Genomic DNA, 12,187 nt, shown 5'->3' with positions numbered 1-12,187 from the left:
TTTATTCTGGATTTAAAATTTCCACCTGGATAATCCCGCTAGCTTTCAGAAACATATTGGTGACAATCGGACCTACAAAAGAAAATCCTCTTTTTTTTAAGTCTTTTGCTACGTTATCTGACAAAAGCTGTGTGCGTGGGACTTGGTATGCTTCTTCATAAATAGATAAAACGGGGACGTTTTTTACAAATTGCCATAGATAATTGGCAAAACTGCCAAATTCTTCTTGTACTTTTAAAATTGCTTGCGCATTTTTAATGGTTGCTTCAATTTTGCGCCGATTGCGAATCATATCTGGATCAGCTACTATTCGATCGACTTCGTCAGGCAACAGCGCGGCAACTTTTTCCGGCTTCATTTGGCAAAAATTTTTCATGAATGCTACTTTTTTCCCTGCGGCTGCTTTCCAACTTAAACCAACTTGAAAAACACCCACCGTCAACAATAAAAACAGCAAATCATCCTCTCTTGTAGGTTTTCCCCATTGTTCTGTATACCATTGATAGTTGTTCATCGCCGCCTCCTTTTAAGACTGTTCAAATGTTAATAATGCTTGTTTCATTGCTAAACCACCACGGTAACCGGTTAATTGTCCCTTGCTGCCGATGACTCGATGGCAAGGAATGACCATTAATAAAGGATTTTTCCCAATCGCTGTGCCAACTGCTCGAACCGCACGTGGACGCCCAATTTTTTCTGAAATTTCTTGATAGGTCATTGTCTCACCATAAGGTATTTCTTGCAACGCCTGCCAAACTTCTTTTTGAAAGGGCGTTCCTTCGATGTCTATGGGGCAAGCAAACGTTGTCGAATGTTGGTTAAGATAACTTATTAATGCTTCTTTATAAGGCGCAGTTTTCTTTTCAGAAGCTTCTAATTGTGCTTGAGGGTACCAGTTTTTCAGCTCTTCTATCGATTGATTGGCTGAACCTACAAAAGCTAGTCCAGCGTCTGTCACACCAAGATAATAGTGATCGTTCTGCCATTCTTGTTGCGCATAATAAATCTTTTTTGCCATATTTCTACACTTCTTTCTCGTGTTTTTCTTATCTTCATTATAATTCTTTTGGCTTTCAAAATCTTGCGCTCCTATCACTTTTTACTTGTTTTTATTAGGGATTCTTTTACAATGAAGAAAACGGGAGGTGTGCTTACAATGAAAACAACGTATCGACTTACTCAGAAACGTTGGGAAGCCATTCAAAATAATAATACGCAATTTGATGGTGATTTTTTTTATGGTGTGACCACAACTAAAATTTTTTGTCGTCCTTCGTGCCCTTCCCGTGTGCCCAACAAGAACCACGTTCTGATCTTCAAAACGGCTCAGGAAGCTTTAACACTTGGTTTTCGTCCATGTAAAAGATGTCAACCAACCGGGCAAGTCGTTCCTAACGAGGAATGGGTTGCTCAAATTAAGCAATTTATTGATCGGCATTCAGCGGAACCTTTAAGTTTAGACTATTTAGCGCAAACCTGCCACGGTAGTCCCTTTCATTTGCAGCGAACCTTTAAGGAACAGACAAAACAAACCCCATTAGCTTATTTAACAAGTATCCGAATTAGGCAAGCCCAAGAATTGCTTCTCCATTCACCCCTTACGATTCAACAAATCGCGAAAAAAGTTGGCTTCCAAACCGCAGCATATTTTGCCACCACTTTTAAAAAAGAAACAGGCGTAACCCCCTCTGTTTATCGCAGTAAAAATGAGCCGAAAAAATAACATTTCGGCTCATCGGATTATTTATTGGGGCGTGATTGTAGCCACGCTACAATCAATTGACTGATTTCTGTTTGCTGTTGCTCGTTAGAAATTGTCGCTTTGTTATCTCCTTTTTGGACACCGTAATTACCAAACCCTGCATGATTACCACCTTTGATAGATACATACTGCGTATCTTTTGGCAAAAACTGTTTGGCTTTTTGGTAGCTAGTCCAATTTAAAACACCATCGTTTGTGGCTGTTATTGACAGAACCGGCAGATTTTGCTTGTTTAGTGCACCTTTTTCGTCAGGATAGCTGGCTAAATAAATCATGCCTTTGATTCGTTGCTCATTTTCCGCTACAAAACGACTAGCCATCACACCACCCAGAGAATGCCCAGCCAAAACGAAGTTTTGTTGTGGATGATCCTTTATAATTTGTTCTGCAGCATTTGGTGCAAGAACCGCTAAATTCAAAGGAAAATGAACAACATAGACATCGTAACCTTTCGTAGCAACTTCTTGCGCCCATTCACTATAACTAGCGGGCGCAACCAATGCACCTGGATAAAAAATCAGTGCTGTATCATTTTTTTGCCCGTTTGTGTAATAATCATAGTTTTTTTCTTGCGTGGCACTTTGACTTATTTTTAAGGCCGAATCGGTTGCTTGATACGTACTATTTTTAATAAAAATAGTCAGGCCGATGACTAAGATTACTAAAAAAAGCCCAAGTCCTAGGACAATTTTTTTCCAGCGTGATTTTGTTCTATTTTTCATCTCATTTCCTCCCAATGAAAAAATTCTTCTTTCTGATTCTACCTTTAATAAAAAAAGAACACAACAATAGGAGTTGGTGGAGCAACCCTTTTCTTGCTCCACCAACTCCTAAATAGACTGTTTCTCTAATCCAGGGATTATTTTGATTCTTTTTCGCCTGCTTCTAAGTAGCTGACATCATTGACTTTATCCAAAGTATACTCGCCATTTTTGTAATGAATCGTTGTAACACTAGCATTCTTCAAACCGCCTTCTGGGACTTTAAAATCATCAAATAAAGTTGCTAACAACGCTGAAATACTCAAGCCATGAGAGACCACTAAAACATTGCCATTCCCAGAATTGGCTGATTCTGTGGCAACAATTTTATCTAAGCCTTTTTTCAAACGTTTGGTAATTGTAGCATAGTCTTCTGCAGGCCAGTTATTCTTGCTTTCCTCGCGCTGTTGATCCAGTTTAGCTACACTGTTGGCAAAGGATTCAGGAGTCATGTTTTTCATAAATTCTTCTAAGGAAACACCTTGATCATCAGCAATATCCTGCCACATTGTCTTGTTTAAATCCCCTTCATAGCTACCAAAATTAAATTCACGTAAATCTGGGTCACGCACGACTTCAAGGTCTTTGCCTGCTTTATTTTGATCTAAAATAAGTTGAGCAGTTTGCAAGGCGCGGCCACTATCACTACTATATGCATTTTGAAAGGCAACATCTTTCAGGCCAATCCCAGTTGCTGTCACAACTTTTTCACCTTCTGGTGTTAAGACCGCATCTGACCATCCTTGTACGCGGTCCGTCGTATTTAACATGGTTTTTCCATGGCGCACAATGTAAAGAGTTAGTTCTTCAGGTTTTGTCTCTTTTTCTTTTGTCGTTGCTTGCTGATTTTTACCACAACCAACCATTACTAAAATGGCCAGAAAAAGCATCCCCACAATCGTCAATCGTTTTTTCATTTTTTATTTCCCCTCATTTTCTACTCAGTTGTTAAGTTTTCACCATTACTAGCGATAACTTGTTTGTACCAATTAAATGATTTTTTCTTAGTTCGTTTCAAGGTTCCCTGACCTTGGTCATCCATGTCTACATAGATAAAGCCGTAACGTTTTTTCATTTCGCCAGTCCCTGCTGAAACTAAGTCAATACAACCCCATGGCGTATAACCAATTAAGTTAACCCCGTCTTCTTCTACTGCGGTTCTCATGGCTTCAATATGTTGTTTAAAATAATCAATGCGGTAATCGTCGACAATCGAGCCATCCTCTTGCAATGTATCCACCGCACCGAACCCGTTTTCAACCACAAACAATGGCATATTGTAACGATCTGACAACTGACACAATGAAATTCTTAACCCTAAAGGATCGACAGCCCAGCCCCATTCAGATTCTTGCAAATAAGGATTTTTAACCGCAGGCATTTGGTTGCCTCCGACATATTTTACTTCTTCGGGATAAGCAGTCGAAACGGTCGACATATAATAACTAAACCCGATATAATCAACTGTTCCTTTTTGAATAATCGCTAAATCCTCTGACTCCATTTGAATTGTCATTCCTTCACGCTCAAATTCTTTGAGCTTATGCGCTGGATAATAGCCCTTAGCCTGGACATCCATATAAAATTCTTGCTCTCGGTTAAATTGAACAGCTGCCATCACGTCCTCAGGTTTGCAGGACAAAGGATAACTTGGAATATAAGCCACCATCATACCAATCTGGAAATCTGGATTGATGGAATGTCCTAATTCAACTGCTTTCGCACTTGCTACAAATAGATGATGCGCTGCTTGATATTTACTTTGTTTATCATTATTGTGAATCCCAATTTGCGTCCAACTTCTTAAAAAATTAATTTCATTAAAAGTCATCCAATACTTCACTTTATCCTGATAACGCGTAAAAATGGTTTCGCAAAAGAAAACAAAGAAATCAATCACTTCACGATTTTTCCAACCATCATATTCATCGGCCAAATACATCGGAATATCAAAATGGTTAATCGTCACAACGGGCTCAATTCCATTGCGCAGCAAAGCATCAAAAACTTTATCATAAAAGGCTAAGCCTTCTTCATTAATCTCTTTTGTTCCATTTGGGCAAATCCGGCTCCAGGCGATAGACAGCCGAAAACATTTGAAACCCATTTCTGCAAATAAGGCGATATCTTCTTCGTAATGATGGTAAAAGTCCGTCGCTACATGACTAGGGTAGTATAACTCTTCATCGATATAACCAATCGCTCCTTCGGGTAATGCTTGATCGCGCGTACACGAAGCTTTTTGGCCCTCTTTAGTTAAATACGTAATCCGTCGCGGTTCTGTTTGACTACCACCAGTAATTGCATCTAATGTACTCAGACCTTTGCCTCCTGAAAGGTAGCCACCTTCATATTGGTTAGCAGCTGTTGCACCGCCCCATAAAAAATTTTCTGGAAATCCCATAAAATCCCTCTTTCCCTCTGTTTTTAGGCATCACAAAGAAACCATCAAGGGAATTGACACTGGCAGAAGAGTCCTTGTTTTTTCTACCAACGTCAAACGCCCTTTAATAGTTGCTAATTTTATTAATTACTTAAATCTTCACCATTTGTTGCGATTACTTTTTTGTACCAATCAAACGATTTCTTCTTGCTTCGTTTTAACGTACCATTTCCTTCGTTATCGCGATCCACATAGATAAAGCCATAGCGTTTTTTCATTTCACCTGTTCCAGCTGATACTAAATCAATACAGCCCCAAGTCGTATAGCCTAACAAGTCGACACCATCTTGTTCAACGGCATCTTTCATCGCTTGAATATGCGCCGCCAAATAATCGATACGATAATCATCGACTACATAACCATTTTCGTCTGGTGTATCTACCGCTCCTAAGCCATTTTCAACAATGAATAGTGGTTTTTGATAACGATCATATAAGTCATTCATCGTAATTCTCAAACCAAGTGGATCAATTTGCCAACCCCATTCACTGGCTTTTAGATAAGGATTTTTCACAGAGGCAAAGATGTTACCAGCTGTTTGTTCATTAATTTCTGGATCTGTTGATGTGACACGAGAAGAATAATAAGAGAACGAAATGAAGTCCACCGTATGTTCTTTTAAAAGTTCTTCGTCGCCTTCTTCCATTTCAATTTGAATACCTTTACGGGCCATTTCTTTTAAAGCATACGCAGGGTATTCCCCACGTGATTGGACATCAATAAAGAAATAATTTTCACGATCTGCTTGTCGAGCAGCGAAAACATCTTCTGGTTTACAAGTATAAGCGTAGTTGGAACCAGCCGCTAACATACAACCTACTTGGTTTTCAGGATCTACCTCATGAGCAATTTTTGTCGCAATTGCACTTGCTAGTAGTTCATGATGGGCCGCTTGGTATTTCACTTGTTCTTTGTTTTCGCCTTCTTCAAAGTATAGACCTGCTCCCATAAATGGTGCATGTAAAATCATATTAATTTCGTTAAATGTTAACCAATATTTGACTAATCCTTTATATCGGTTGAAAATTACACGACAAAGATTTTCATAGAAACCTACTAACTTACGACTACGCCAAGCGCCATATTCTTCCACTAAGTGCATTGGGCAGTCAAAGTGTGTAATCGTTACTAGTGGCTCAATCCCATATTTATGACATTCTTTGAATAAGTCTTCATAGAACTTCAAGCCTTCTTCATTCGGCTCTGTTTCATCTCCCATTGGAAAAATTCGACTCCAAGCAATGGATAAACGGTATGTTTTAAAACCCATTTCACCAAATAAGGCGATATCTTCTTTATAGCGATGATACATATCAATTGCCTCTTGTGCAGGATAGAAATGTTCTTCATCAAAGTTAAACATTTTCTTTTCACCAGTGATTACTGGAAAACGATCTGGACCCGTTGGCGCTAAATCGACGTTTGCCAAACCGCGTCCGCCTTCGTTATAGCCACCTTCACATTGATTGGCTGCTGTTGCGCCACCCCATAAAAAGTCTTTTCTAAATGCCATAAATTCTCTTCCTCCACATCTTTTTATATTAAAGCGGTCAGCAAATCATCACTTGTTGAAACTTCATTACTGCCGACTTCCAAAATATCTAAATAATCCGCTGTATTCGTCACAACGATTGGAATTTGTGTACTAAACCCAGCTTTTTTAATTCCTTCTAAATCAAAGGTTACTAATGTTTGACCTTTTTTCACGCGGTCACCTTGTTTTACAAAAGCTTCAAAGCCTTCGCCTTCTAATTGAACTGTATCAATCCCAATATGAATCAATAATTCTGTGCCGTTATCTGAAATCAAACCTAATGCATGTTTTGTTGGGAATAGTGTGACAATCGTTCCATCAAAGGGTGCAACCACTTTACCTTCCGTTGGTTCAATCACGACCCCATTTCCTAATGCTCCATTTGCAAAAGCAGGATCCTCTGCATTTTTTAAAGATAACACTCGTCCTTTGACTGGACTTGTAATATTTTCTTTTTTAATCGTTGTTTTATCAATAATCACTTCTTCCTCAACTGTATTGTCTTTCCAGAAGAAGAATGTTAGACCAAAACCAACGACCGCTGCAATGGCAATTGCAATAAAGGACTGGATCATCCCACTTGCATCATCACCATTGATAAAGTTTAGCACACCAAAAATTCCTAAACCACCCATTGTATAAGCTGTCACATTGTTGATCATCAAATATAAACCACCGACAGCGCCACCAATCATTGAATAAATAAATGGCCATTTTTTTGGTAAAGTGATTCCATAAATTGCTGGCTCTGTTACACCAAAAATACCAGAGATAATTGCTGGCGGACACAAAGCTTTTAACTTTTTATCTTTCAATTTGAAGAACATCGCTAAAACAACCGCTGTTTGCGCAAAACTAGCTGCAAATGATCCCGTTAATACTTGGCTTGAACCTTCTTGTGTCACTTGCATAATAGCTAATGGCACAACGCTCCAATGTAAACCAAAAATAACTAAGACTTGCCAGAAGAAACCAAGAATCAAACCATACAAAGCTGGTGAGAAACTCATTAATGCTGTAAAGCCAGCGCTTAATAAATCTGTTAGCATGCTAACGATTGGCCCAATTACTAAGAAACCAATTGGTAAGGCAATCAACAAGACGAAAAACGGTACTAAGAACGTTTGAACAACTTCTGGAATAATACGTTTAAACACTTTTTGAACTTGTGCCGCAAAAGCAATAATGAAGATGATTGGTACGACACTACTTGTATAGTTCGCACCGACCCAAGGAATCCCAATAAATGTATCATAGGCAGGTAAGCCGAATAAATTATACGGCGCTGCGGCTCCCGCACCCGCTGTTGTTTCAAAGGCCGTTTGTAATGCACTTCCTTGAATCGTTGGGTAACATAAAGCTGCGCCAATCACGATCCCTACCATTGGATGCAACCGGAATTTTTTAGCTGCTGTATAACCTAAAATAACTGGCATAAAGTAGAAAATTGCATCGCCAATCCCATTTAACATGGTATAAGTCCCTGACGTAGCCGTATAGAGCTTTAAGAAAACCAATAAGGCATTTAACCCTTTGACCATCCCAGCCGCTGCTAACGCCCCTAAAAAGGGTTGGAAACAACCACTTAAAATATCTATTAAGCGATCAAATAAATTCCCGCTGGAAGCTTCTTCTTCACGTTCTCCTGACAAGCCTGCAATACTAACTACTTCTTCGTAAACGGCTGGAACATGGTTCCCAATAACGACTTGGTATTGTCCACCGCTTTTCATAACAGTTACCACACCGTCCATATTTTTTAAGACATCATCATTCGCTTGACTCTCATCTTTTAATTTGAAGCGAAGACGTGTGATACAATGTGTCAAACTATTAATATTCTCTTGCCCACCGACATTTTTTACAATTTTTTCTGCTAGTTCATGATATTTTCCCATCTTTTTTTCCTCCAAAAATTTATTTTCATTTGAAGGTTTAGCCAACTGAATGTCACTATCCAAAGTGGTGCGTTTATTGTTCCGTTGTTTGTACAATTCGTGCAATGTGAATCGTTAGGTACAAGCGTTCTTCATTTGAAACTTGATAGTCATAGTTCTCATTTAAATACAAGCTGATCTTTTCCACGCAACGATAGGCGTTGAGATATTTCTTTTTGATTACCGCATACAGTTCTTCATCATCATTTTCGACAACTTCACGTTGGTGTAATAAGCGATAACAGAAAAATTTTAAATGTGTGCTAAATCGATAAAAGTAGACAGAGTCTTCATCAAAACTTACCTTAAAATAGTATTTGACGATATTTGTAATCTCTTGCATCAACTTTGTCAATTCGTAAATATTACCGACTTCTTCCTCCATCTCCGCATTTACCAAGTGCAATGCGATAAAACCTGCCTCATCCGTTGACAATTCCATTCCTACGCGCTTTTGTACCATTTTTAAAGCATTTACTCCTACTTCGTACTCTTCAGGAAAAAAACGTTTAATATCCCATAATAATAAATTCTTAATTGCAATTCCTTGTTTTTTTCTTTCTAAAGCTGTGTACAAATGATCCGTCAGAGAAATATAAATGGTATCATTCAAACTCTTTTTCAACGTTGATTTTGCATAAACAATAATGTCATCCGAGAGTTTCATCATCTCTAAAGGAATATTTCCTAACAATTCTTGAAACTTAAGTGATGTTTCTTGATTGGCTAAATAAAAAACTTGATCGATACTTTCATCAGGAACCCAATCCCCAATGCGTTTCTTAAAAGCAATTCCTTTGCCCATAACAATTTGCTCTCGTTTATCATCATCTAATGTAATAACCACATTATTGTTTAAAATTTTGTGAATAATCAATGCCCCACCTCCTTTGTGTTTCGTTGAAAAAAGAAAAACCCAATTTCTTCAAAAAGAACGACACACCTGTCGCTTCATGAAAAAATTAGGTTTAGCTTGTCTTTAAACAATCACTATCCATCTATTTACTTATCCCTACATCCAAAGAATAACATATTTACAACAAATGTCAACGCTTTCAACGACATTTTTTTGTAATAAAAATAAAAAAAGCATACAAACATTGTTTGTATGCTTCACTATGACCCGTACGGGACTCGAACCCGTGTTACCGCCGTGAAAGGGCGGTGTCTTAACCGCTTGACCAACGGGCCATTAAAAAGAAAAAACGGAGAAGGAGGGATTTGAACCCTCGCGCCGGTTTCCCGACCTACACCCTTAGCAGGGGCGCCTCTTCAGCCACTTGAGTACTTCCCCAAGAAATAAATGGGCCTAAATGGACTCGAACCATCGACCTCACGCTTATCAGGCGTGCGCTCTAACCAGCTGAGCTATAGGCCCCAAATAAGAAAAAAGCGGGTGACGAGAATCGAACTCGCGACAACAGCTTGGAAGGCTGTGGTTTTACCACTAAACTACACCCGCAAATTTTTCTTGGATGGCGCGGGACAGAATCGAACTGCCGACACATGGAGCTTCAATCCATTGCTCTACCAACTGAGCTACCGAGCCAAAAACGGTCTGGACGGGACTCGAACCCGCGACCTCCTGCGTGACAGGCAGGCATTCTAACCAGCTGAACTACCAAACCAATTCGTTTTTGCTTTATGCAAATGTATGCTTTAAAAAATAAAAGCAATTGCGGGGGCAGGATTTGAACCTACGACCTTCGGGTTATGAGCCCGACGAGCTACCTGACTGCTCCACCCCGCGATAATTAGACCAAGGAAACTTAATTCCTAAGAAAGGAGGATAAGGGATTCGAACCCTTGCACGGTTTTACCCGCCTGACGGTTTTCAAGACCGTTCCCTTCAGCCGGACTTGGGTAATCCTCCGTAACAAAACTATGACCCGTACGGGACTCGAACCCGTGTTACCGCCGTGAAAGGGCGGTGTCTTAACCGCTTGACCAACGGGCCATTTTATAAAATTATGGGCCTAAATGGACTCGAACCATCGACCTCACGCTTATCAGGCGTGCGCTCTAACCAGCTGAGCTATAGGCCCAAAAAGAAAAGCGGGTGACGAGAATCGAACTCGCGACAACAGCTTGGAAGGCTGTGGTTTTACCACTAAACTACACCCGCATGGCGGTCTGGACGGGACTCGAACCCGCGACCTCCTGCGTGACAGGCAGGCATTCTAACCAGCTGAACTACCAAACCATACTTTTCTTTTTATGTGCTTTTGAAATCAAAAGCAATTGCGGGGGCAGGATTTGAACCTACGACCTTCGGGTTATGAGCCCGACGAGCTACCTGACTGCTCCACCCCGCGATAATTAGACCAAGGAAATTTAATTCCTAAGAAAGGAGGATAAGGGATTCGAACCCTTGCACGGTTTTACCCGCCTGACGGTTTTCAAGACCGTTCCCTTCAGCCGGACTTGGGTAATCCTCCATGATAAAAATAAAACTATAAACAACGTCACAATGGACCTTGTAGGACTCGAACCTACGACCGGACGGTTATGAGCCGTCTGCTCTAACCAACTGAGCTAAAGGTCCAGGCTCTTCCAAATGTATAATCGCGGCGGAGGGGATCGAACCCCCGACCTCCCGGGTATGAACCGGACGCTCTAGCCAGCTGAGCTACACCGCGAAACTCTTATATTAAAATAAGAATGGAGCCTAGCGGGATCGAACCGCTGACCTCCTGCGTGCAAAGCAGGCGCTCTCCCAGCTGAGCTAAGGCCCCATAAAAATTATTATCGGGAAGACAGGATTCGAACCTGCGACCCCTTGGTCCCAAACCAAGTGCTCTACCAAGCTGAGCTACTTCCCGTATATAACTAATGCACCCAAAGGGAGTCGAACCCCTAACCTTTTGATTCGTAGTCAAACACTCTATCCAGTTGAGCTATGGGTGCTAAATATAAAACAATGCCGAGGACCGGAATCGAACCGGTACGGTGATCACTCACCGCAGGATTTTAAGTCCTGTGCGTCTGCCAGTTCCGCCACCCCGGCGTAATGAATTGGCTAAGCGGAAAACGGGGTTCGAACCCGCGACCCCCACCTTGGCAAGGTGGTGCTCTACCACTGAGCTATTTCCGCAAAATGGTGCCGGCTAAAGGACTTGAACCCTCGACCCTCTGATTACAAATCAGATGCTCTACCAACTGAGCTAAGCCGGCTAAATATGCGGGTGAAGGGACTTGAACCCCCACGCCTTGCGGCGCTAGATCCTAAATCTAGTGCGTCTGCCAATTCCGCCACACCCGCAAATGAAATATGAATATGAGCCGTACAGGGCTCGAACCTGTGACCCTCTGATTAAAAGTCAGATGCTCTACCAACTGAGCTAACGGCTCAAAAAATGGAGGTTAACGGGATCGAACCGCTGACCCCCTGCTTGTAAGGCAGGTGCTCTCCCAGCTGAGCTAAACCTCCAAAAACAACAATTCGCGTGGCGACGTCCTACTCTCACAAAGGGAAACCCTTCACTACAATCGGCGCTAAGAAGCTTAACTTCTGTGTTCGGCATGGGAACAGGTGTATCCTTCTCGCTATCGCCACCACACTGGGTGTTGTTTCTTATTGAGTTGAATCTTCATTCACTCAAAACTGGATTGAAGTTTGAATCAAAATAACCAAGTTGCTTTTACTTATCCATTCTTTGGTTAAGTCCTCGACCGATTAGTATTGGTCCGCTCCAACTATCACTAGCCTTCCACTTCCAACCTATCTACCTGATCATCTCTCAGGGGTC

9 protein-coding genes, 25 tRNA genes and 2 rRNA genes (1 of these 36 only partly in view) are annotated in these 12,187 nt (G+C 40.9%); 1 reads left to right on the top strand and 35 read right to left on the bottom strand.

Features of this window, described 5'->3' with window-relative positions; all coding sequences use genetic code 11:
- Position 1 precedes the first annotated feature (1 nt).
- Both IGL56_RS01265 and IGL56_RS01260 read right to left on the bottom strand, forming a co-directional pair.
- A complete protein-coding gene (locus IGL56_RS01265) occupies positions 2-514 on the bottom strand; it encodes a DNA-3-methyladenine glycosylase I (RefSeq protein ID WP_002355189.1) in 513 nt (170 codons plus the stop codon).
- Between the two features lie 12 nt (positions 515-526).
- Positions 527-1,018 carry a methylated-DNA--[protein]-cysteine S-methyltransferase gene (locus IGL56_RS01260; protein ID WP_002355188.1) on the bottom strand — a complete coding sequence of 164 codons (492 nt, stop codon included), beginning with the start codon at positions 1,016-1,018 and terminating at the stop codon, positions 527-529.
- A gap of 111 nt (positions 1,019-1,129) precedes the next feature.
- Between IGL56_RS01260 and IGL56_RS01255 the strand changes: the two genes are divergently transcribed.
- Positions 1,130-1,723, top strand: a complete 594-nt coding sequence (locus IGL56_RS01255) for a bifunctional transcriptional activator/DNA repair enzyme AdaA (RefSeq protein WP_002355187.1) — start codon at positions 1,130-1,132, stop codon at positions 1,721-1,723.
- Between the two features lie 17 nt (positions 1,724-1,740).
- On the opposite strand, the gene IGL56_RS01250 is transcribed toward IGL56_RS01255, so the two are convergent.
- The 33 genes from IGL56_RS01250 to IGL56_RS01090 form a co-directional block, all read right to left on the bottom strand.
- Positions 1,741-2,484, bottom strand: a complete 744-nt coding sequence (locus IGL56_RS01250) for an alpha/beta hydrolase (RefSeq protein ID WP_002383919.1) — start codon at positions 2,482-2,484, stop codon at positions 1,741-1,743.
- Between the two features lie 137 nt (positions 2,485-2,621).
- Positions 2,622-3,440: a histidine phosphatase family protein gene (locus IGL56_RS01245; protein ID WP_002355185.1), complete on the bottom strand. Its 819-nt coding sequence runs from the start codon at positions 3,438-3,440 to the stop codon at positions 2,622-2,624.
- Positions 3,441-3,460: 20 nt separating this feature from the next.
- Positions 3,461-4,927, bottom strand: coding sequence for a glycoside hydrolase family 1 protein (locus tag IGL56_RS01240; protein ID WP_002361133.1), 1,467 nt, complete (start codon positions 4,925-4,927; stop codon positions 3,461-3,463).
- 122 nt (positions 4,928-5,049) lie between these two features.
- Positions 5,050-6,480, bottom strand: a complete 1,431-nt coding sequence (locus IGL56_RS01235; RefSeq protein WP_002355183.1) for a 6-phospho-beta-glucosidase — start codon at positions 6,478-6,480, stop codon at positions 5,050-5,052.
- A gap of 23 nt (positions 6,481-6,503) precedes the next feature.
- The gene (locus IGL56_RS01230; protein WP_002355182.1) at positions 6,504-8,399 is read right to left on the bottom strand and encodes a beta-glucoside-specific PTS transporter subunit IIABC; all 1,896 of its coding nucleotides are present in this window, start codon (positions 8,397-8,399) and stop codon (positions 6,504-6,506) included.
- A gap of 73 nt (positions 8,400-8,472) precedes the next feature.
- On the bottom strand, positions 8,473-9,315 hold the full coding sequence (gene licT / locus IGL56_RS01225; RefSeq protein ID WP_002355181.1) for a BglG family transcription antiterminator LicT: 843 nt from the start codon (positions 9,313-9,315) through the stop codon (positions 8,473-8,475).
- A 242-nt stretch (positions 9,316-9,557) separates the two neighbouring features.
- Positions 9,558-9,629 (bottom strand) — tRNA-Glu (locus IGL56_RS01220).
- A 15-nt stretch (positions 9,630-9,644) separates the two neighbouring features.
- A tRNA-Ser gene (locus IGL56_RS01215) sits at positions 9,645-9,732 on the bottom strand.
- Positions 9,733-9,742: 10 nt separating this feature from the next.
- Positions 9,743-9,816 (bottom strand) — tRNA-Ile (locus tag IGL56_RS01210).
- A 13-nt stretch (positions 9,817-9,829) separates the two neighbouring features.
- Positions 9,830-9,900: transfer RNA gene (locus IGL56_RS01205), tRNA-Gly, on the bottom strand.
- A 14-nt stretch (positions 9,901-9,914) separates the two neighbouring features.
- Positions 9,915-9,987: transfer RNA gene (locus tag IGL56_RS01200), tRNA-Phe, on the bottom strand.
- Positions 9,988-9,992: 5 nt separating this feature from the next.
- Positions 9,993-10,066, bottom strand: a tRNA-Asp gene (locus tag IGL56_RS01195).
- A gap of 48 nt (positions 10,067-10,114) precedes the next feature.
- A tRNA-Met gene (locus tag IGL56_RS01190) sits at positions 10,115-10,188 on the bottom strand.
- Positions 10,189-10,221: 33 nt separating this feature from the next.
- Positions 10,222-10,311, bottom strand: a tRNA-Ser gene (locus IGL56_RS01185).
- Positions 10,312-10,323: 12 nt separating this feature from the next.
- A tRNA-Glu gene (locus IGL56_RS01180) sits at positions 10,324-10,395 on the bottom strand.
- Between the two features lie 14 nt (positions 10,396-10,409).
- Positions 10,410-10,483 (bottom strand) — tRNA-Ile (locus IGL56_RS01175).
- Between the two features lie 9 nt (positions 10,484-10,492).
- A tRNA-Gly gene (locus IGL56_RS01170) sits at positions 10,493-10,563 on the bottom strand.
- A gap of 1 nt (position 10,564) precedes the next feature.
- Positions 10,565-10,641: transfer RNA gene (locus tag IGL56_RS01165), tRNA-Asp, on the bottom strand.
- A gap of 38 nt (positions 10,642-10,679) precedes the next feature.
- Positions 10,680-10,753, bottom strand: a tRNA-Met gene (locus tag IGL56_RS01160).
- Positions 10,754-10,786: 33 nt separating this feature from the next.
- A tRNA-Ser gene (locus tag IGL56_RS01155) sits at positions 10,787-10,876 on the bottom strand.
- A gap of 33 nt (positions 10,877-10,909) precedes the next feature.
- A tRNA-Ile gene (locus tag IGL56_RS01150) sits at positions 10,910-10,983 on the bottom strand.
- Between the two features lie 20 nt (positions 10,984-11,003).
- A tRNA-Met gene (locus IGL56_RS01145) sits at positions 11,004-11,077 on the bottom strand.
- A gap of 23 nt (positions 11,078-11,100) precedes the next feature.
- Positions 11,101-11,173: transfer RNA gene (locus tag IGL56_RS01140), tRNA-Ala, on the bottom strand.
- Positions 11,174-11,186: 13 nt separating this feature from the next.
- Positions 11,187-11,260 (bottom strand) — tRNA-Pro (locus IGL56_RS01135).
- 11 nt (positions 11,261-11,271) lie between these two features.
- Positions 11,272-11,345 (bottom strand) — tRNA-Arg (locus IGL56_RS01130).
- A 14-nt stretch (positions 11,346-11,359) separates the two neighbouring features.
- Positions 11,360-11,445 (bottom strand) — tRNA-Leu (locus IGL56_RS01125).
- Positions 11,446-11,460: 15 nt separating this feature from the next.
- Positions 11,461-11,532: transfer RNA gene (locus IGL56_RS01120), tRNA-Gly, on the bottom strand.
- Between the two features lie 4 nt (positions 11,533-11,536).
- Positions 11,537-11,612: transfer RNA gene (locus IGL56_RS01115), tRNA-Thr, on the bottom strand.
- A 6-nt stretch (positions 11,613-11,618) separates the two neighbouring features.
- A tRNA-Leu gene (locus IGL56_RS01110) sits at positions 11,619-11,700 on the bottom strand.
- 16 nt (positions 11,701-11,716) lie between these two features.
- Positions 11,717-11,789 (bottom strand) — tRNA-Lys (locus tag IGL56_RS01105).
- A gap of 6 nt (positions 11,790-11,795) precedes the next feature.
- Positions 11,796-11,868: transfer RNA gene (locus tag IGL56_RS01100), tRNA-Val, on the bottom strand.
- A gap of 14 nt (positions 11,869-11,882) precedes the next feature.
- Positions 11,883-11,998, bottom strand: a 5S ribosomal RNA gene (gene rrf / locus IGL56_RS01095).
- Positions 11,999-12,094: 96 nt separating this feature from the next.
- Positions 12,095-12,187, bottom strand: a 23S ribosomal RNA gene (locus IGL56_RS01090) (it continues 2,820 nt past the right edge of the window).

This window comes from Enterococcus sp. DIV1316a (genome assembly GCF_050536915.1).
Taxonomy (GTDB): domain Bacteria; phylum Bacillota; class Bacilli; order Lactobacillales; family Enterococcaceae; genus Enterococcus; species Enterococcus faecalis.
This window is presented reverse-complemented; position numbering and strand designations above follow the sequence as displayed.